The sequence below is a fragment of the Intrasporangium sp. genome (genome assembly GCF_040414665.1).
In the GTDB taxonomy this organism is placed as follows: Bacteria; Actinomycetota; Actinomycetes; order Actinomycetales; family Dermatophilaceae; genus Intrasporangium.
Genome location: NZ_JBEDUL010000033.1, coordinates 14,357 through 33,889, shown reverse-complemented (window position 1 = coordinate 33,889; position 19,533 = coordinate 14,357). Strand labels below are relative to the sequence as shown.

Sequence of the window (19,533 nt, the reverse complement as noted above, 5' to 3'; positions counted from 1 at the left end):
GACAGGCCCGCTGGCAGGGTTACCCCCATGACCACCTCCGCAGCCTCGGCGCCGCTCCTCACCGACGGCCGCGTGACGCTGCGCCGACACACCGCGGCCGACGTGGACGGCATCGTCGAGCAGTCCAGGGACGAGCACTCACAGCGATGGACGGCCGTCGCCCGTCAGTACTCGCGCGCAGACGCCATCGCCTTCCTGGACCACATCGCCGGCGAGTGGGAGAACCCAGCCGGCAAGCGCTTCTGGGCCATCGAGGTCACTGCAGCCGACGGGCGTGCGCAGTTCGGGGGGACGATCGACCTTCGACCCGGTGAGGCGTGGGACCAGGCGTCGGTCGGTTTCGGCCTCCACCCGGCCGCGCGGGGACGAGGAGCGATGTCGCGAGCTGTGCGTCTCGTGGCGGCCCACGCGTTCGAGCGCGGGCCCTGGGGTCGTCCCCTGGGCCGGATCCACTGGCGTGCCATCACCGGGAACTGGGCCTCGCGCCGGGTTGCCTGGTCCACCGGCTTCACCTTCCACGGCACGCTCCCGGGCATGCACCCCAACCTCCTCGACCCGTCCGGGCCGGCACGGGACTGTTGGTACGCCAGCCTCGCAGCCGGCGAGCCGATGCATCCTCGCGCTCCCTGGCTGGAGCCAGTTGTACTGCAGGACAGGCGAATCCGGCTCCGCGCCTTCCGCGATTCCGATGTCGACGCCCTCGAGGAGCGGAACGACCCGGAGCACTGGTTCCCCCAGCGGTCACTCCTGCACCCCGACACGTTCAAGGTCTGGCTGGAGCGCCGACTGGAGCTCATGGCGAGCGGCTCCGCCATCGAGTGGGCCATCGCCGACGCCGGGACCGACCGGGCACTCGGCCATCTCACGGTCTTCGTGCGCAACGGGACGCTGACCGGCGACGTCGCTGAGCTCGGCTACCAGCTGGTGCCGAGCGCTCGGGGCAAGGGCGCCACCAAGGCGGCGTGCCGCCTCGCGATCGGCTACGCGTTCGCGCCCACGGAGGATGGCGGGCTCGGGCTGCGAAGGCTCGTTGCGGAGACCGCCGCGGACAACGTCGCGAGCAATGCCGTCCTGCGTGCCGTCGGATTCACCGAGTTCGGCCGCGAGCACGCAACCGACCTGCTGCCCGACGGCACCTACGGCGACGGCCTCCACTGGGAGCTGCTGAGCTAGTCTCCTCCGGCGCAACTCACTACTCCTCCTCGTCGCGGGATTACTGGGCGTTCTCGAGGTCGAGACGCACCAAGAGGTGCTCGAGCGCCGTTTCGAACTCCTCGTCGGTGTGGTCCTCCGCCAAGGGCCGGCGTAGCCGGGCAACGGTCGGGTACTCGCTCACGTCGAGCTCGGCGTCGCGGTTGGGCAGGTTCGCATCGCCCTCGTCGAGGGGCTCCTCGGCGGGTGCGAGGGGGGGTCCTTGCGTCGCCGCCTCGAGGAGGAGGTGCCCGAGCAGGAAGCTCGTGAAGGAGCGGTAGGCGCCGACGGCCTGCCTCTCGGAGAAGCCCCTGGCCTCCAACCCGGTAAGGAACGCCTCGACCATGCTGAGGCTGCGCAGGGGTGGCCGCAGCCAAGGAGCAGCCGGGTGGCGCGTCGCGATCAGGGGGAAGGCGGCCGGGTGCTCGATGGCCACCCGCCGCACGTTGTGGGCGAGCACCTGCAGGAACGCCTGCCAGCCGTCGACCGGCTGCAGGTCCCCCGTGGCCGGGATCTCGATGGAGGTCACCAGCGCGTCCACGACGGCTTCGAGCAGGTCCTCGCGGCCGTTGACGTAGCGATAGAGGGCCATGGCCTCGACGTCGAGGGCCGCGCCAAGGCGCCGCATCGTCAGTGCGCTCACGCCCTCTGTGTCGATCAGGCCGATGGCGGTCTCTACGATCCGTCCCCGGCTCAGGGGAAGCCGGGCGGACGACCCCCCTGCCGCTGCCGGCTGCTCTGATGACGTGATGGTCCGCTCCTCTCCGTTCGTCTGCTCTCTACCTCATCACGGCGGCGCCCGAGCCCCGACCCAGAGTATCGGCCGCGGCCAATGAGAGCGGATCTTCCAATGGCCTGCCCGACGGTCGGTGCCGCGGGCAGAAGATCCCCGACCGCCTCCGCGGGTGCCGACCCTCCAGAAAAAAACTCGCTCAGAGGGGTGGGCGGATGGTGATCGGCGGGTATGAGGGCTCTCAGACGGTTTACAAGGTAAACGTAAGGGAGTCCCAGACCATGACAAACGATTTGAGTGTCGCCGCAACAGACTTGTGGCGGTCCGTGGCACTGTTCGTGCCCAAGTTCATCGCGTTCCTGCTGATCCTCCTGATCGGCTGGTTCGTGGCCAAGGCCATCGGCAAGGCCGTCGACAAGATCCTCGAGCGCGTCGGATTCGACCGCGCCGTGGAGCGCGGCGGGATCAAGAAGGCACTGGCGAACAGCCAGTACGACGCCTCCGGGATCGTCGGCAAGCTCGTGTACTACGCGCTGCTGCTCTTCGTCCTGCAACTCGCGTTCGGCGTCTTCGGGCCCAACCCGATCAGCGACCTGATCACCGGTGTCATTGCCTTCCTGCCCAAGGCGATCGTCGCGATCATCATCATCGTCGTGGCCTCGGCTATCGCCGCGGCGGTCCGCGAGCTCATCAGCAACACGCTCGGTGGTCTGTCCTACGGTCGGGTCCTGGCCAACATCGCCAGCATCTTCATCCTCGGCCTCGGCATCATCGCGGCCCTGAACCAGGTCGGCATCGCGACGACCGTCACGACCCCGGTGCTGATCGCCGTGCTGGCCACCATCGCCGGGGTCCTCATCGTCGGTGTCGGCGGTGGCCTCGTGCGCCCCATGCAGTCCCGCTGGGAGCAGTACCTCGAGAAGATGTCGCAGGAGTCCGGCCGCATCAAGGCCCATGTCCAGGCCGCGCCGTCGGTGACGGAGCAGGCCCGCGCGGCCAAGGACCGGTTTGCAGGCCCCGACGGCTCCCACGGCACCAACCACGGCTCCCACGTCGCGCAGGTCGGCGAGGACGTGCCCGCCTCGGTCCAGGCCCAGGCCCAGGCCGACGCCGACTTCTATCACGACCGTGCGCTCGGCGACGGGACCCAGAGGGACAGCGGCTACAACGCCCGCCACTGACGACTTACGAGACCTGCCGAAGCCAGGCACCCGTCGCTGGGCTGAGCGCCCGCCGACCCCAGATCGCCCTGCTGGCGCCGCGTCGAGGCGTCCCTGAAAAGGCACCGCCGGCGCCGGCAGGCGCGGACCCGCCCCTCGACGCGGACGGGCCCGCCCGAAACACAACCGCTCGTCACGACCCCCATCACGGGTCACCTCGAAAGGAAATCGCAATCATGATCAACACCGAGCAGCTACGCGACATCTCCGGCGTCACCGTCTACGGACCCGACCAGGAGAAGATCGGCCGGGCCGGCCAGGTCTACCTGGACGACGACACCGGCCAGCCCGAATGGCTCACCGTCAACACCGGACTCTTCGGCACCAACGAGTCCTTCGTGCCGCTGCACACGGCCGAGCTCAGCGACGAGGGCCTCACGGTGGCCTACCGCAAGGAGAAGGTCAAGGACGCCCCGAACGTCGACCCAGAGAACGGCCACCTCGACCGTGACGAGGAGCAGCGACTCTTCCAGCACTACGGCCTCGAGACCACCAGCGCCGCGGTCGCGGGCGACGGGTTCGACTCGGCCCGTGAGGCATTCGTTCCGGACGAGCAGCACGCGACTGGTTCACCGATCGGGAAGGACACCTCCGGTCCTACGACCGACGATGCGATGACTCGCTCCGAGGAGCAGCTGAACGTCGGCACCGAGACCCGCGAGGCCGGACGGGCCCGGCTGCGCAAGTACGTGGTCACCGAGCAGCAGAACGTCACCGTCCCAGTCACCCGCGAGGAGGTCAAGGTCGAGCGTGAGCCGATCACCGACGCCAACCGCGAGCCTGCCATGGCTGGACCCGACATCTCTGAGGAAGAGCACGAAGTCGTGCTGCACGAGGAGCGTCCTGTCGTCGAGAAGGAAGCGGTCCCCGTCGAGCGCGTCCGTCTCGGAACCGAGCAGGTGACCGAGCAGGAGCAGGTTACCGAGGAAGTCCGCAAGGAGCAGATCGACGCCGACGGTGACGGCATCCACGACCCGCGCCCCTGAACCGCTACCGGCCGACCTGTCTGTCCCCGTGCCCACCGTGAGGAGATCGCGATGGCCGAACGCGCCGGGTACGGGAGTGTCAAGGTCGGTGCTGCCTTCTTCGCCTGGCTCAGCGCGACGGGGATGGGCATCATCCGCACTGCCCTGCTGGCCGCGGCAGGGACCGCCGTCACCACCACAAGATCGACCGCGTCGGCTTCGGCGCACAACCGAGAACGTCGGGACTGAAGCCGGTTCACGTTCGTGAACCGCCTGCAGCACCGGCAGTCGAAAGGAGAGAACCATGCAGATCGACAAGCAGCAGATCATCGCGTTCCTCAAGAACCGCGGCGACCAGCAGCAGGCCCAGCAAGCCGAGGGCGCACTGCCCGACCAAGTCGACACCGATCAGCACGCCGACCTGCTGAACCGCTTCGGCATCAACCCGCAAGAACTCCTCGGCGGGGCAGGTGGTATCGGCGACAAGCTGGGGTTCTAGGCGGCATCTCGTTGCCACCTTGTGGCGGCTCACTCGAGTCGCGTAGCAACAAGAGCAGGTCGTCGACGTCCAGTCGGCGGCCTGCTCTTTGCCGGACAAAGCCGGGTGTCGCCCCTCGGGACTAGGCGGCCGAGTCCTTCCTCGGGCGACCCCGGCCCCGTTTGCGCGCCACGATCGCGCCGTCGAGGACCAGCTGGCCGCCCCAGACACCCCACGGTTCGCGTCGCTCGAGCGCTCCCGCGAGGCACTCCCGTCGCAGCGGGCACGCCCCGCACAGCGCCTTGGCCAGCTCGACCGGTTCCGGCCGTTCGGCGAACCAGAGCTGGGGGTCGTACTCGCGGCAGGGCACCGCCCGAGTGGTTTCCAGACGTAATCGCGCCGGCCGCGGCGGGTTCAGTGATGGTCCCTGTGGGGAGGTCATGGGCCCTATCCTCAAAAGTGAAGCGAACGTGAAGTCAAGGCGAGCTGGTTGGTGCTGCCCTCACTCCTATGTCGAAGCAGTGGTGCCGGATTCGACACAGACGGCGTGTCCAGGCCGAAAAATGCAGTCCCGATGTTCCTGAACAGGCTTGTACGACTTCCACCGTACGAATTCATACACCGGCGTTCAAGATAATTTCGCCGTGACCCTCCGCCGGTGTGGCGAGGGCAGGCAAGACCCACGGAGGGCGCCGTGTGCGGCTGACTCAGCTCAGCGGCATACGGCACCTCCGTGGGCAGCGGCAAGGGCAGCCGTCAGGCAGCGACCGGCTGCTTGCGCGGGCGGCCTCTCCCTCGCTTGTAGGCGACGACGGCGCCGTCGACGACGAGGTGACCACCCCAGACTCCCCAGGGCTCTCGTCGCTCCAGCGCTCCGGCGAGGCACTCGACCCTCAGCGGGCACGTCCCGCAGAGGGTCTTGGCGAACTCGACCTGCTCGGGTCGCTCCGCGAACCAGAGCTCGGGGTCGTACTCCCGGCACGGGATCGTCTCGCCTCGTCTGAGCACCTCGCCATTGAGGTTGGGCTGCTTGCTCTCCTTCATTGGTAACCCCTGTAATCCGGCGCACCCGTGGAGGCGGCGCGTCGGTTCTGTTCAAGGCCAGCGGTGGAGCGCTGGCGGTCAACGTGGTCGCGGTGTCTCGATGGCATCCCTCCTTCGGTCGGCTCGGCAGTTCCTTGTCAGCAGGTCGCTGGTCAGCCGGCCGGATGCTCCGGAGGAACGGCGTGGCTGCGGTGGAAGACGTTGTCCGGGTCCCACTCCGACTTGACCCTGGACAGTCGGGCGAAGGTCTCGGGCGGGTAGATGTCGTGGATCCGGCCCGGTCCCTCCTCCCCGACGAAGTTTCCGTAGGCGCCAGGCGTGCCATCGGAGAGTGCCGCCAAGAGCGCCTCGACCCAAGGACGCTGCGCCTCGAGGGCGTTCGGGTCGCCGACGATGGCGGCGACGTTGACCATGAGCGGCCACTCCCGGTGGGCATACGCGGTGGCGTCGGGGCTGACCCGCGAGATGGCTCCCCCGAGGACCCGGGTGTTGACGACAGCCATCTGCAGGTCCGGCGAGGCGAGCTGCTTCGTCAGCGTGTCGAGGATGAGCTGCGCAGCGTCGCGGTCGAACCCGCGGGAGTAACCGTTGCGGCTCGTGGCGACCGGGTGGAAGTCGTCCGCCTCCGGCTGGAACATCCCCGAGTAGGGCATCTCGCGAAGCAGGTCGGCCAGCGGACTGGCAACAGCCCGGAACGGGGCGAGCACCGGCTCGGCCGCGGCGGCTGGGCCCGCATACGTCAGCAACGCCAGCACCACGAGCTGCCCGTGCTGCTCCTTGGGCAGGAACGGCATGGGCGGTGCCGGCATGATGTTGATCATGGCGCTCAGCTCCTCGGGCGCCGCCTGGGCCAGACGCACGAACTCGGTGAGTACGTCAACCGTCGCGGGGACCACGAGCATTCCGCCGACCACCTGCGGCAGCGGGCGGAGGCGGTAGGTGAACGTGGTGGCCACGCCGAAGCCGCCGCCGCCTCCGCGGAGGGCCCAGAAGAGGTCGGGATGGTGCTCCGCGTCCGCAACGACGACGCGACCATCGGCGGTCACGAGCTCGACGGCCAGCACGTTGTCGATGGTCAAGCCGTGCGCGCGGCTCACGAATCCGGCGCCCCCACCGAGGGTGATGCCGCCGACCCCGACGGAGCCGGTGTCACCGAATCCGATGACGAGCCCGTGCTCGCCTGCTGCGGCCGTGACGGCGCCTGCCGTGGCACCGCCGCCGACTCGGGCGACGCCCTCCTCGACGTCGATGTCGATGCTGTCGAGATGGTGGAGGTCGAGGACCAGACCTCCCTCGACCGTGCTGTGGGCCGCCAGGCTGTGGCCGCCGCCCCGGACGGCGATCTCGAGAGCGGTTGCGCGGGCGAACGCGATGGCCGTTGCCACATCGTCCGTATCGCGTGGTCGGACGATCACCGCGGGCGTCCGGTCGAGGTGTCGGTAGTACAGCTGGTGGGCGTCGGCGAATCCCTCGGCGCCGGGAGTGAGGACCTCGCCGGCGATGGTGTCACCCAGCGCTCGCAATCGGTCCCGTTCGATGGTCAGTGGTCCATGTGTGGAGGTCATGGCGTCCATCCTTCGATTTGAACTACACGTGAAGTCAACGCTTTTTCGCCGGGCCGGTCTGCCGCCCGCACCCCTACGTCGATCGAGTGCCACCTTTCATGACGCGTCAGGTCGGCGATGTGTGACAGTCCTTGGCGACGCTACGTCGCACCACTGACAGTGGAAACGCTCCGCGCTCGATTTACTCCCAACGGAGTAGACGCGTGTGCCCCACCTACCCCTCAGGGCGTAGCCGAGGCCGGCTCTCGTGGTCGGTCCGACGAACGGTGTGCCAGAGCAGCGCGAGGGCGAGCAGCTGCGACGCCGCGACGGTCGCGACGAGCGCAGGTCGTGAGACGTCATAGAGCCACCCGATGACGACGCCGCCCACGACGGCGAAGGCGCCCTGGATTCCCGCGAAGACCCCGTAGGCGGTTGCCCGTCGAGGGGCGTTGACCAGCTCGGCAACGAGGGCCTTGACGGCGGAGTCCTGGACGCCCGCCGCGAGCCCCCAGACGACGACGCCCATCACGACGACCGAGGTCGACTCGCTCAGCGTCAGGGACGGGACGGCGGCCACGAGGACCGGCACGACCAACAGGACGCGCGCACCGACGTGGTCGTAGACCCAGCCGACGCCGAGCGCGGACACGGCGCCGACCGCCATGGCCACCGCGTAGATGAGGGGGACTCCCGCCGCCGGAACCACGCGATCGGCCACGAGGTGGTACCCGATGATCCCGAACGTGACCAGTCCACCGGTCGTCAGGCTCGCCGCCACGGCAAAGCGGAAGAACTCTGCGGGCAGCTCGCGACCGAGCGCGTCGGCGAGCCAGGTCCGAGCGGGACCCCGATGCCGTATGCCGCTGTGCTGGCTCTCGTGGTCAGCCACGGGCCGCGCCTCCGGAAGCCCTTCGAACACGGCACCATCGCGCGTCCGCGCCCGGAGGACCAACAGGATGATCATGGCCCCGACTCCGGGGACGGCGAGGACGAGCATCCCGGGCCAGATGACGCCCGTGGCGGCGACGACCGCTGCCACGAGGAGGGGGCCGGCGAAGGCCCCCACCTGGTCCATAGCCTTCTGGACGCCAAACCCCTTGCCGCGACCGACCCCTCGTGCCGCCTGTGCCAGCAGGGTGGACTTCGATGGGCTGCGGACGGCCTTGCCGCTGCGCTCCAGCAGGATGAGTGCCGCGGCGACGGCCAGTCCGGCCGCGCCGATGAAAGGCGTGATGGCAAGCAGCGGCACGCACACTGCGGTGAGGCCGTAGCCGGTGATCGTCAGCGCCCAGTACCGGCCGGACCGGTCCGCCAACGGTCCGAAGACGAGCCGCAGCACGAGGGCCATCGCCTCGCCGAGGCCGGTGACCAGTCCGACGACGAGTGCTGTCGCGCCGAGGGACGCAAGGAGCGGCCCGTACATCGAGCGCGCCCCCTCGTACACCATGTCCGCCGTCAGGCTGACGAGGCCGAACCAGATCACGACCCGCCACTCGGTCATCGGTCTGGACACACGGACCATGATGCCTCCGCTCAGGGACACCTCAGGGTTGGTGGGGGGACGAACCCCATGGCAGTCGGGGCTCCGCAGGGTGACGGTGGAAGCATGCCCGCGACCGCTCGATCCTCCTCCATCGTGCTCAGCCACCGCGCGCCCACCAGCACCACCACGGCCCCATCACGAGACGGTGCTCCGGTCCTCGCCCTCTTCGGACCCCTCCTCCTCTTCGTCCACGGAATCCTCGGCTGGGTCGAGGGCCGTGACGCCGGACCCGGTACAGGTTGGGTCGTCGTGGTCACCGGCCTGACCCTTGTTGCCGGGGTCGTCGCGCTGGCCCTGCTCGCGGCGCGGCTCGCCGAGCGGACGGGTGGCGGGGTACCGGCCACCATCGCGGTCGTCGCGTCGGCCTTCGGCGCGGGATCGGTCGGCGCGATCACGGTGGGCCGGACACTGGGCTACCTCGGTGACGACCTCCCCACCGCGCTGACCGCTGGGGGACCGGTCCTCATCACGCTCGGACTGGCGCTCCTGGTTCGCCGGCTCGTGCTGGCCGGCCAGGTGGGCACCTCCGCCCTCGCCCTCGCCCTGCTCGGCGCCGCGCTCGTGGCCATGCCGTGGGGGCTGCTGCCGCTCGGCGCCCTCCTTCTCCTCGTGGGGCTGGCTCCCGTCGCCCGGGTCTGACCGGCAGGATGGCCACATGCGCGCCACGACGATTCATGCTCCACGAGACATTCGGCTGAGCGAGGTCCCCGACCCGACGATCACCGCACCCACCGACGCGATCGTCCGGGTGCTGGCGTCGTGCATCTGCGGCTCGGACCTCTGGTCGTATCGAGGGGAGAACCCGATCACTGCCGGCTCGACGATCGGCCACGAGGCGGTCGGAGTCGTCGAGGAGGTCGGGTCGGACGTAACGTCCTTCCGGCCGGGCGACTTCGTCATCGCGCCCTTCGACCACTGCGACAACACGTGTCCCCACTGCCTGGCCGGCGCCCAGTCGGCCTGCGTCAACCTCGGCTTCACGACGAGCGGGCAGGCCGAGCTGACGCGCGTGAACCAGGCCGAGGGCTCCCTCGTGAAGACGGACGGCCCACCCGACGAGTCGCTCCTGCCGTCACTGCTGGCCCTGTCCGACGTCATGGCGACGGGCTGGCACGCCGCGGTCGCCGCGGGGGTCCGACCGGGGACAACGGCGGTCGTGGTCGGCGACGGGGCCGTGGGACTCTGTGGCGTGCTGGCGGCCCGCGAGCTCGGTGCAGCGCGGATCGTCGCCATGTCCCGGCACGCGGACCGGCAGCAGCTGGCTCGCGAGTTCGGCGCGACCGAGGTCGTCGCCGAGCGCGACGAGGCCGGCGTCGAAGCTGTCCTCGAGCTCACGGACGGGGTCGGCGCGGACGCCGTGCTCGAGTGCGTGGGGACGGACCAGGCCATGGGGACGGCGTTCCAGATCGCCCGCCCCGGGTCGACGGTCGGCTTCGTCGGCGTGCCGCACGGTGTGCAGCTGCCCGTGCGGCGGATGTTCCAGCGCAACATCGGTCTCGCAGGCGGCATGGCGCCGGTGCGCCGCTACCTGCCCGACCTGCTCGGGCGGGTGCTCGCCGGGCGGATCGATCCCGGCCGCGTCTTCGACCAGACGCTACCCCTCGACGACGTTGCTGAGGGCTATCGCGCGATGGACGAGCGGCGCGCCATCAAGGTGCTCCTTCGTCCCTGACCCCGACCATCACCGCCAGCGCGGCAGCAGTCCCGAGGCCGCCGACCCACCAGACGACGGCGCCCGCCCGGTGCTGCTCCTGCAGCAGATCCGTCAGCCAGGGCAGCTGGAGACCCGCGAAGAAGCCGGCGGCCAGCGGCCTCGTCCCGAGGGTGAGCACGAGGCCGAGCAGGCCGATCACCACCCCGAGCGCGACCAGTGCCCCTACGGCGAGGGTGCGCGCTCCTGCCTGGAATCGCTTGACGATGGAGGCAACGAGGACGTAGCCGAGGATGGGCAGCGCCACGGTCGCGATGACGTGGCCCGGATGCGCGAGGAGCGCCCACTCGAGGCCCGGCCCGAGCACCAGGCCGATGAGGGCCAGAGCCGTGATTCCCACGACGACGAGGGGCTGCCGAGACGACCGGTCGACGACGCCGTCGACGGCCAAGGCCGCCTCGTGGATCCCGATTGTCCCGTCCTCTCGGGCGGCGGACACCTTGAGAGCCAAGCTGATCGGGTTCCCGATGACGAGCAGCACCGGCACGGCGAGCAGCTCGATGAGAACGAGGGCGAGGTGCCATGACAGCGCAACCCGGCCATACGTTCCCGCACCCCCCGAGGTGGCCGCCGAGAAGAGGACCCAGCCCGCCACCCAGGCCGCGGTCCTTCGAGCCGGCCACACGGACTCGGCGCGTCGGAGGCGGAGGAGCCCAGCGGCATACGTGCCGATGGCGACGGCGGAAAGGGCGAGCAGGAGCCAGTCGGTCCGCCACGAGAGCAGCCAGGACCACGCGCCCGGGGCAGGAGGCGCCGGGAACCCGGTGAGCGCGAGCGCCGGCGTCGGGTTCACGACGTCCTCAGAGAGCGGTGGGGCGCTGCGGCTCAGCGCGGTCGCGATGCCGATGGTCGCTGCCATGACGGCGACCTCGACCGCCGCGAGGCGCCAGAAACTGCGGCCCGACTCCTCGAGCCGCGGGATGGTCCACCGGCGGTGCAGCCAGCCGGCCACGCCGAGCGCCAGCAGGGCGACGATCTTGGCGACGACGAGAACGCCGTAGGGCGTGGTGAGGTCCGCCCAGGTCCCGAGTCTCGTGGTGGCCGCGACGACACCGGAGATCGCGACGGCGCAGAAGCACCACAGCGCGATCGTCGACCAGCGACGCACCGTGACCGAGGAGGGAACCCCGGTCGGGCGGAGCGCCACGAGGGCCAGGAGGCCTCCGACCCAGGTGGCCGCCGCGACGATGTGGACGGCCATCGCATTGACGGACGTCTCGTGGTCGGAGGATCCGCCCGTGTGGCTGGCGAGCCCGAGCACTGCCACCGACGCGACGGCGACGGTGAGGAGGCCTGCCGTCGTCCGTCGACGGACCGGCCTCGCCGCGGAGAGAGCGCCGAGCGCCACGGTGGCCGCGCCCAGAGAACTGACCAGGCCGATCCGCGTCACCTCGAAGGCCCACACGTTCCCGAGCAGGGTAGCCAGGAAGCCCGGCGAGTCGAGGGGCAACCCGGCCGCGTCGGCGAAGGTGAGGACCGTCCCGGCCAGGCCGCAGGCAGCCCAGGTCACAGCGGCCAACCCCGCAAGGCGCGGCAACGTCGGCGCGCGCACGACGAAGAGACTGAGGACGAGCGATCCAACGGTCGCCGCCGCGGCGAGGTCGTGGACCACGCGAAGCAACGGGGCGGACCACCGGACGAGGGGGCCCGCGTCAGCGACGAAGAAGAGCGGGTCGGCAGCCCCTGTCGACCTGACGGCCACTGCCGAGACGACCATCCCAAGGGTGGCGAGCCCGATGAAGCCGGCGAGTCCAGCGAGCCCGACAAGCCTGACCTTGGGGCGTTCGCTCATGTGGACGAGTTGACGAAGCCGATGACCACGGCGCCCCACCAGCCGATCTGGGACACCGTCGTCGCGAGCATCATGCGTCGCCACTCCCGTTCGGGGACATCGACGGGGGACGCGTCCGCCGAGAGCTCGGCGAGCTTGAGGCGGACCGGAGCCATGACGGCGCCGTTGACGCAGACCGCGAGGACGAGGGCCAGCTTGACCAGGGTGAGGGGAGAGCCGATGTTCGGCCGGAGCAGTGTGCCCGTCACGAAGAGGCCACCGAGGCCGGCCCAGATGATCGGCGACGCTGCAGCGGCGAGGCGCGTCGACTCGGTGAGGGCCCGCCTTCCGGCGAGCCACAGCAGCCCGTGCCAGTCGACGAGGAGCACGGCGCCGAAGGAGGCGACCAACGACATGACGTGGAGGGCGGCGACCACCGGCCGCCAGGGGTAGTCCTCGGGCACGAGACGCGACAGGACGACCGCTGCAACGAAGATGACGACGACAATCCCGAGGCGGTGCGCCGGCCGCAGCCGGGCCGTGGTCGCGAAGATCGCGTCATCGGCATAAGGCGGCGGAGCCAGCGTCTCGAGGGCCCCGGGAGGGTCTGACGAAGGTGCTGTTCGGGGTGGTTCAGCGGGGCTCGCCTCCGCCGCGCTCGGTTCCGCGGCCAGGGGCTCGTCCTCGAGCGAGGGGTCGGCCTCCGCGGGCTCAGACGAGGGCAGGACGGGCCAGTCGAAGGATCGCCAGTCCGGCCACTCGTCCTCGATGCGTTCGTGGATCGGCCGCGGGTCCTCGGACGCCGGCTGCTCATCCACGCGCCGACCTCCCGGCTCGGATCCCGGGTCCGTCGACGCGGACTCCCGCACCCACCGCCTGAGCGTACTTGGACTCACTCCGACCTCCTCGGCGGCAGCCGCGATCGTCACGTCTGGCCTGACGGCAAGGGCCACGGCCTTGGCGCGGAACTCGCGCGAGTACCGCTTCCGTTGCGAGCGGGCCGGTGGGGCGGGTCCGCGGCTGCCGTGGTTTGGCAGGTGGACGACGACCGCATCGTCTGGCTGCTCCGCCGTGGACTCACCATCGTCGGGCCGCCTCTGGGCCGGTGGTTGCGACATGGCGCACCTCGCTTTTCCCGGCGCCGGTTGTGTGAACGCAAGTCCGGTGAACCCTGCGAGAATAGCGAGATCGGGCCAGACCGGGGCCTTCCGGAAGGTCGTCAGGCTCCAGTAATCTCCAGCATTGGCCCGACGACTCCGTGACGAGACAGCGAAGAACGCCACGGGGCCCTCATGGCGTGGTAGCACCCGGACGTTTGGGTACGTGCCCAGCCGGATCGGCCTTTTGGGGGTTCTCCGATGACAGACCAGCCAAAGACCCGCCGCGAGCGACGTGAGCTCGAGCGTCGGCACGGGCCTGGGGTGGCCGTGGCGCTGACGATCGTGGCCCTGCTCGTCCTCGGCGCTGCCGTGTGGTTCGGCAAGGACCTCTTCCTCGGATCCCCGACGGCTGGGCCAGCCGCGGTTGGCAACACGTCGACACCGACGGCAACGGCCACGACCACGACCTCGCCGGAACCCACGGCCTCTGAGCCCTCACCGACGACGGTGGATCCGGTCGCCGCGCAGGTCGAGAACTGCCGCAATGGCTGGCAGCTGCAGGCGGCGGCCACCAACGCGGCGGCAACCGTTCTCGCAGAGTGGGACGCCCATCTCGACATCATGAACAACCTTCAAGCCGGCAAGACGACGCTCGCACAGGCGAAGAAGGACTGGGGGCCCACCACGGCCAATGCTCCTGCGCACATCGCCGCCTTCCATGCTGCCGACCAGGCGTTCACGTCCTCGAAACTGCGCTGTGTGAAGCCCGCCGCTGCGGCAGACGGTGCCGCGGCCGCCCTCGCCACGTGCGCGGCCAACATGCAGGTCGTCGACGGAGTCCTGGCCAAGGCACGGACCGCGATCGAGCCGTGGGAGACGCACCTGAAGGACCAATCCCACTTCAAGGCCGGGGGCATCACGGCAGCCAAGGCCGAGGCGCTGTGGCGTTCGCTCTGGCAGAAGGGGCTACGGCTCAACCCGCCTTACTTCGCCGCCGCGAAATCCGGCGCGAAGGCCACTTGCTCGCTGCCGGGCTGAGGGCGGAGCAGCCTTGCCGATTTCCAAACATGCCGTTACTTGAATGTGACATCGCCGGTTTCGTGCTCTAGTGTCTAGCGCAGCCCCTTCCCCGTGGGGGCCACTGCGAGGCAGACGCCTAGTCCTGCCACTGCCTCAAGGTGCCGCTTGACCCGTTTGGCAGGAGCGGGGGAACCACGTTCCTCCGAGCGTCGTGGAGGCGGTCTCGTGCCGCGATCCACGTCGCTCTTGGGGTGTAGCAATCGAGGAAGGCTTCCGGGCCGGAGACGAGAGCCGGGCAGATCTCCGCCCGAACCCGACAGCTAACCTCGTAGGCGCGGAGGTTCTTTGTGAACACTGACACCCGTCCCGGACGTCACCGCACACCAGGCGGCTACAGCCCCCTTCTCGAGCTCAAGAACATCGCACGCGAGTCCGCCCAGCCGGCGATGAAGGGTGCAGCGGTCGTCGCAGCCGCTGGTGGCCTCGTCGCCACCCTCTCCTCGCCGGCTTCAGCCGAGACCATCACCGACACGTCCGCAGTCGTTGCCGCCCCGAAGGTCGCTGCCCCGAAGGCAGCGGCTGCCGTTGGCCCCGACGCTGCCACCGCCCCCGCTCTTGCTCTCGCACCCGCCCTGAGCTCGATCGGCTACACGGCGCCGGCGCCGAAGAAGGCCGCCAAGCCAAAGCCGCTCGTCATCAAGGACCTCGTCGTCGAGCGCAAGGAGGCGGCCGCGAAGAAGGCCGCTGCAGACAAGGCGGCGGCTGCGAAGGCGGCAGCCGCCCGCGACGCAGCAGCGCGGGCCTCGCGTAGCTCCTCGCGGACCAGCCTGACGACGCCGACCTATACGCAGAAGTCAGCCGTCAACGCCACGACGGGCAAGAAGTCCGCGTACAACTGGGCGACCGCCGGCCAGTGCACGTGGGGCGCCCTCAACAAGTGGTACCAGTCCGAGGGCTACTACCCCGGCGGCTGGACCGGCAACGCCATGGAGTGGGCATGGGGCGCCGCCAACGCCGGCTACACCGTCTCCGGCACGCCGCGCACCCGGTCCATCCTCGTCATGCAGCCCGGAGTCCACGGTTCCTCCAGCGTGGGCCACGTCGCCTGGGTGACGGCCGTGAACGGCAACGAGGTCACCATCGTCGAGATGAACGCGCTCGCCGGCGCCTACAACTACAACACCCGCACGGTCACCGACATGAGCGGGATGAAGTACATCTACGCGCCGTGAGCTGACTCCGCACCACGTAAGGAGGGCGGTGAGGTTGCCGAGGCAACTCACCGCCCTTCGTGGTGCTGTAGGCGATTCGCGCGACTCATTGGGCCACACCGCACAGCTGCGCTACCGGGCGGCGTGGTGGCGTCCTTTACCGATTCTTGGACATTCCGTTACCGCAGCGTGACATCGCCGGGTCTGTCATCTACTGTCGACCCCAGCCCCCTTCCCCGGTGGGGTCCACCCAGGGGCGGACGCCGAGTCCTGCCACTGCCTCCGGGTGCCGCTGGACCCGCATGGCAGGAGCGGGGGAACCACAGTTCCTCCGAGCGGCGTCGAGCAGGTTTCGCACCACGTTCACGTCGCTCTTGGGGTGAAGCTCTCGAGAAGGCCTCCGGGCCGGACGCGAGGGCCGGGCAACCTCAGCCCGAACCCGACAGCTAACCTCGCAGGCGCTGAGAGGCTCAGCCGTGAACAGTGACCACCGTCCCGGACGTCACCGCGCGCCGGGAAGCTACAGCCCCTTGGGCGAGCTCAAGACCATCGCGCGCGCATCTGCCCAGCCGGCCATCAAGGGCGCAGCGGTCGTCGCTGCTGCCGGTGGCCTCGTCGCCACCCTCTCCGCCCCGGCGTCGGCCGAGACCACTGCGAGGGGCGCCGCGGTAGCCGATGCGCCGGACCGCGCTCCCAGGGCCGCACCGACCCTGGGCCCCGATGCGACCACCACTCCCGCCCCGGCCGTGTCGACGGCCCTCAGCTCGATCGGCTATGTCGCCTCGGCGCCGAAGAAGGCGGCCAAGCCGAAGCCGATCGTCATCAAGGACGTCGTCGTCGAGAAGGCCCGCAAGGAGGCAGCCGAGAAGGCCCGCCGGGAGGCGGCCGCCAAGAGGGCCGCGGCCGAGAAGGCCCGCCAAGAGGCTGCCGCGAAGAAGGCTGCCGCCGAGAGGGCCGCCGCCCAGAAGGCCGCCGCCGAGAAGGCCCGGCGTGCGGCCGCGGCCAAGGCGGCCGCCGAGAAGGCCCGCCGACAGGCTGCCGCCAGAAAGGCCGCCGCAGAGAAGGCCCGGAAGGCAGCCACCCGAGGCTCGCGCACGACGTCGCGAACCACCACCACGAAGTCCACCTACAGGGCCAAGCCGACGCTCAACAAGGCAACGGCCAAGAAGACCACGGCCAGGGCAACCGCGGGCAAGAGGTCCTCGCGCAACTGGGCGACCCGAGGCCAGTGCACGTGGGGCGCACTCAACAAGTGGTACCAGTCCGAGGGCTACTACCCCGGCGGCTGGACCGGCAACGCGATGAGCTGGGCCTGGGGCGCCGCCAACGCCGGCTACACCGTCTCGAGCACGCCCCGTGCGCGCTCCATCGTGGTGATGCAGCCAGGTGTGCACGGCTCGTCGAGCGTCGGCCACGTCGGCTGGGTCACCCGGGTCAGCGGCAACAGGGTCACCATGATCGAGATGAACGCGCTCGCGGGGCCCTACAACTACAACACGCGCACGGTCACGCACCAGGGCGGGATGAAGTACATCTACGCGCCGTGAGCTGACTCCGCGCCTCTCCGGAGCGCGTGCCGACACCAAGGCCGCTGAGCGGGCTCAGGGGCCTTGGTGTCGGTAACCGCGAACCGACCACTGCGACTGTGCAGAGAGCGTCGAGAGCTCACTCTGGGCCGACAGTGCCGACAGCCGCGACTGGAACGACACGAGTGAGAACGCGCTCATCACGGATCCGATGGATCCGATCGACGCGAACGACCCGATACTGCCGATCGACAGGATCGACCCGGCACTGCCGATCGACAGGATCGAGTTCGTCGATCCGATCGACAGGATCGACCCCTGCGACTTGAAAGACCACTTCGAAGGTCGGCTTCGCCTCACGGGAACCCCCCAAACTAGCGTCCGCCCTGACCACTGTATGCCGCTCAGTCGGCCCTGAGCCAGCATTTGATGGCTCCGGCAACACGAGCTGCGCCTGGCCAAAACGACGCCGAAACCAGCACCCGGCATGCTCCTCTCGTAAGCGCCTCCCCCGACCGGCCCTTGGCTCGGCCGACTTCTTCGCACCAGCCCGGCGCCTTTACGCACGCCACGGGTTCGCGGAATGCGGACCCTCCGGCTCGTACCTTCCCGATCCGGCGAGCACCTTCATGATGCTGCAGCTCACCGGACCTTCGATTCGTCAGGGCGACGCCGCCAACAGCTCAGAAGGGTGGCGGTTCCTCCTCCGCGGGTGTCTCCGCCTCGGTGGGTTCGTCGTGCAGCCCTTCGCGCCAGTTCTTCGGGTAGGTCACGTACTCCCGCCCGGCCAGCGTGGTCCAGGCCAGCGCGCCGTCCGGTCGGGGTGTGCTGCTCCAGAGCCCGGCGGTCTTGGCGTTGTGGCAGCGTCGGGAGGCGGCGTACAGGTTGCCCGCCTCGGTCGGGCCGGACGCCCACGGCTGCTGGTGGTCCAGGTCGCACCGCTCGGCCGGCACGGTGCAGCCCGGGGCGCGGCAGATCCCGTCGCGGGCCCGGACGTGCGCGGCCAGCCTTGGCCCGGGGGTGTAGCCCTTCGAGACGAGGCCGAGGACCTGGCCAGTGTCCACGTCAACGGGCAGGTGCTGCCACACCGAGCCGGGGGCAGTGATGATCTGCCGTGCGTGCGCTGCAGTGACCCAGCCGTGTCCGGGAAGCTCGCACGGCGCCTCGCTCGTGCCGGCGGCGACCTCGAAAGGCACCACGATCCACACCGTGGCCGGCACGGGCCGACCCAGGCTCGCCCACCCGCCCTCGTCGGTGGCTGACACGTCGTCCGTCACCCCCACTGTCACACCGCCTGTGACACCGTCCGCGACGGCCGGCGGAGTAGCTGTCACGCCCTCTGTCACACCGTCGGTGACAGCAGCGGGGCTCGTTGCGGCCGCCGTCCCAGGACCCTGGACCCTTCGGTTCTGGTGCTGCTGGTCGTGGCCGTCCTGGTCGGGCCACCACGTCAGTACCGCGTCGAGGACGAAGTCGGACCGCAGCTGCTCCAGGCTGCGCGGGTCCCCGGCTGCCCGGGCCGAGCGGGCCGCGCCATCGGCCCGGTCCAGCGCCGCGACCACCCGCTCCAGCGCCCCAGTCACCGTCAGCACCCCGGTGCCCTCCTCGGTCACCCGCCCGTACGCGCTGCGGTCCCGGACCGCGGCCGCGCGGCGCCGGTCCGCGCCGTCCGGGTCCGCGGCCAGCAACGCTCGCCGCAACCGCTGCCGGAACGCCGGCGCCGACACTGGAACCTCGTCGGTAACCGGAACCTCGTCCGGAGGCGCGCCCGGCCGTCCACCCTCGGGGTCGTCGGGATCGTCGGGCCCGGCGGGATCGTGAGGGCCGGCGGGTGGGGTATGGGCTTGCGTCGGCGGGGCGTGGCCGGGTCGGCGCGGCGGGGCCAGCACCTTGTCCTCCAACTCCGCGACTGCATCGTCGTCGAGGAACACGGACGCCTCGGACAACGCCAACGCCCGCCCCAACCCGAGCAGCCCGCGTGCCATCCGCTCCCGGGCCACCCGGTGCCGGCGCGGCCGGATTGCCAAGGCCAGCCGACGCGTCACCTCACCCTCGCCGAGCCCGGTCGCCGCGCAGATCTCCTTGGCCACGACCTGGTCCAACCCGATCGGTACCTTCCGCCCGCCGTGACCCGTGCGCGAGACGATCCCGTCGTACTGCTGACCCAGCACGGTGTGCAACCACCCGTAGGTGTCCAGCAGCTGCGCGTCGAGCCGCGCCTTGACGGCCTCCAGCTCGACGATCCGCTCCACCGCCTGCTCGGCCGCCTCGTCCAACGCCAACGACTCCCGGACCGGGTCCGGCCAGCAGCGCCGCAACACCCCCGGACCGCTCCCGGGCGCACCCGCGATCGGCTGCCCCCGGCCGAACACCCGCGTCCCCAACCCCAGCTCGGTCAAACCACACTCGTGCGGTGCCATCCCTCCATGGCCTCTCATCCAGTGCCCCAACCACATTCGACCACCCACCACCG

Annotated in this window: 19 protein-coding genes and 2 riboswitches; of the genes, 11 read left to right on the top strand and 8 right to left on the bottom strand. The window is 70.1% G+C overall.

Annotated elements, in window-relative coordinates; all coding sequences use genetic code 11:
* The first annotated feature begins 27 nt into the window (after positions 1–27).
* On the top strand, positions 28–1,173 hold the full coding sequence (locus tag ABF401_RS03985) for a GNAT family N-acetyltransferase (RefSeq protein ID WP_353508244.1): 1,146 nt from the start codon (positions 28–30) through the stop codon (positions 1,171–1,173).
* 40 nt (positions 1,174–1,213) lie between these two features.
* Here the strand turns inward: ABF401_RS03985 and ABF401_RS03980 are convergent, their stop codons facing one another.
* Positions 1,214–1,873 carry a TetR/AcrR family transcriptional regulator gene (locus tag ABF401_RS03980; protein ID WP_353508257.1) on the bottom strand — a complete coding sequence of 220 codons (660 nt, stop codon included), beginning with the start codon at positions 1,871–1,873 and terminating at the stop codon, positions 1,214–1,216.
* Between the two features lie 266 nt (positions 1,874–2,139).
* Between ABF401_RS03980 and ABF401_RS03975 the strand changes: the two genes are divergently transcribed.
* From ABF401_RS03975 to ABF401_RS03960, 4 genes are all read left to right on the top strand, one after another.
* Positions 2,140–3,105 carry a mechanosensitive ion channel family protein gene (locus ABF401_RS03975; RefSeq protein WP_353508243.1) on the top strand — a complete coding sequence of 322 codons (966 nt, stop codon included), beginning with the start codon at positions 2,140–2,142 and terminating at the stop codon, positions 3,103–3,105.
* A gap of 215 nt (positions 3,106–3,320) precedes the next feature.
* Positions 3,321–4,130, top strand: coding sequence for a DUF2382 domain-containing protein (locus ABF401_RS03970; RefSeq protein ID WP_353508242.1), 810 nt, complete (start codon positions 3,321–3,323; stop codon positions 4,128–4,130).
* Positions 4,131–4,181: 51 nt separating this feature from the next.
* Positions 4,182–4,358 (top strand): hypothetical protein, encoded by a 177-nt coding sequence (locus ABF401_RS03965; protein WP_353508241.1) that lies wholly within the window; start codon positions 4,182–4,184, stop codon positions 4,356–4,358.
* A 55-nt stretch (positions 4,359–4,413) separates the two neighbouring features.
* Positions 4,414–4,608: a hypothetical protein gene (locus ABF401_RS03960; protein ID WP_353508240.1), complete on the top strand. Its 195-nt coding sequence runs from the start codon at positions 4,414–4,416 to the stop codon at positions 4,606–4,608.
* Positions 4,609–4,729: 121 nt separating this feature from the next.
* Here the strand turns inward: ABF401_RS03960 and ABF401_RS03955 are convergent, their stop codons facing one another.
* From ABF401_RS03955 to ABF401_RS03940, 4 genes are all read right to left on the bottom strand, one after another.
* Positions 4,730–5,029 (bottom strand): WhiB family transcriptional regulator, encoded by a 300-nt coding sequence (locus ABF401_RS03955; RefSeq protein WP_353508239.1) that lies wholly within the window; start codon positions 5,027–5,029, stop codon positions 4,730–4,732.
* 314 nt (positions 5,030–5,343) lie between these two features.
* Positions 5,344–5,631: a WhiB family transcriptional regulator gene (locus tag ABF401_RS03950; protein WP_353508238.1), complete on the bottom strand. Its 288-nt coding sequence runs from the start codon at positions 5,629–5,631 to the stop codon at positions 5,344–5,346.
* Between the two features lie 152 nt (positions 5,632–5,783).
* Positions 5,784–7,196 carry an FAD-binding oxidoreductase gene (locus ABF401_RS03945; RefSeq protein ID WP_353508237.1) on the bottom strand — a complete coding sequence of 471 codons (1,413 nt, stop codon included), beginning with the start codon at positions 7,194–7,196 and terminating at the stop codon, positions 5,784–5,786.
* A 214-nt stretch (positions 7,197–7,410) separates the two neighbouring features.
* A complete protein-coding gene (locus ABF401_RS03940) occupies positions 7,411–8,700 on the bottom strand; it encodes an MFS transporter (RefSeq protein WP_353508236.1) in 1,290 nt (429 codons plus the stop codon).
* An 84-nt stretch (positions 8,701–8,784) separates the two neighbouring features.
* On the opposite strand from ABF401_RS03940, the gene ABF401_RS03935 reads away from it, so the two are divergent.
* Positions 8,785–9,360, top strand: coding sequence for a hypothetical protein (locus ABF401_RS03935; protein ID WP_353508235.1), 576 nt, complete (start codon positions 8,785–8,787; stop codon positions 9,358–9,360).
* A 16-nt stretch (positions 9,361–9,376) separates the two neighbouring features.
* Entirely contained in the window at positions 9,377–10,393 is a 1,017-nt protein-coding gene (locus tag ABF401_RS03930; protein WP_353508234.1) for a zinc-dependent alcohol dehydrogenase family protein, read from the top strand.
* On the opposite strand, the gene ABF401_RS03925 is transcribed toward ABF401_RS03930, so the two are convergent.
* Both ABF401_RS03925 and ABF401_RS03920 read right to left on the bottom strand, forming a co-directional pair.
* Positions 10,371–12,224: a bifunctional copper resistance protein CopD/cytochrome c oxidase assembly protein gene (locus tag ABF401_RS03925; protein WP_353508233.1), complete on the bottom strand. Its 1,854-nt coding sequence runs from the start codon at positions 12,222–12,224 to the stop codon at positions 10,371–10,373. The genes ABF401_RS03930 and ABF401_RS03925 overlap by 23 nt on opposite strands.
* Positions 12,221–13,321 (bottom strand): transposase, encoded by a 1,101-nt coding sequence (locus ABF401_RS03920; RefSeq protein ID WP_353508232.1) that lies wholly within the window; start codon positions 13,319–13,321, stop codon positions 12,221–12,223. Before ABF401_RS03920 ends, ABF401_RS03925 begins: the two co-directional genes overlap by 4 nt.
* A gap of 240 nt (positions 13,322–13,561) precedes the next feature.
* Between ABF401_RS03920 and ABF401_RS03915 the strand changes: the two genes are divergently transcribed.
* From ABF401_RS03915 to ABF401_RS03900, 4 genes are all read left to right on the top strand, one after another.
* Positions 13,562–14,341, top strand: coding sequence for a hypothetical protein (locus ABF401_RS03915; RefSeq protein ID WP_353508231.1), 780 nt, complete (start codon positions 13,562–13,564; stop codon positions 14,339–14,341).
* A gap of 134 nt (positions 14,342–14,475) precedes the next feature.
* A riboswitch (cyclic di-AMP (ydaO/yuaA leader) is annotated at positions 14,476–14,672 on the top strand.
* On the top strand, positions 14,671–15,555 hold the full coding sequence (locus ABF401_RS03910) for a CHAP domain-containing protein (RefSeq protein ID WP_353508230.1): 885 nt from the start codon (positions 14,671–14,673) through the stop codon (positions 15,553–15,555). (Overlaps the previous riboswitch by 2 nt.)
* A gap of 259 nt (positions 15,556–15,814) precedes the next feature.
* A riboswitch (cyclic di-AMP (ydaO/yuaA leader) is annotated at positions 15,815–16,007 on the top strand.
* Positions 16,008–16,010: 3 nt separating this feature from the next.
* A complete protein-coding gene (locus tag ABF401_RS03905) occupies positions 16,011–17,081 on the top strand; it encodes a CHAP domain-containing protein (protein WP_353508229.1) in 1,071 nt (356 codons plus the stop codon).
* 190 nt (positions 17,082–17,271) lie between these two features.
* On the top strand, positions 17,272–17,478 hold the full coding sequence (locus ABF401_RS03900; protein ID WP_353508228.1) for a hypothetical protein: 207 nt from the start codon (positions 17,272–17,274) through the stop codon (positions 17,476–17,478).
* 265 nt (positions 17,479–17,743) lie between these two features.
* Here the strand turns inward: ABF401_RS03900 and ABF401_RS03890 are convergent, their stop codons facing one another.
* Positions 17,744–19,480, bottom strand: a complete 1,737-nt coding sequence (locus tag ABF401_RS03890) for an HNH endonuclease signature motif containing protein (RefSeq protein WP_353508227.1) — start codon at positions 19,478–19,480, stop codon at positions 17,744–17,746.
* Positions 19,481–19,533 lie beyond the last annotated feature (53 nt).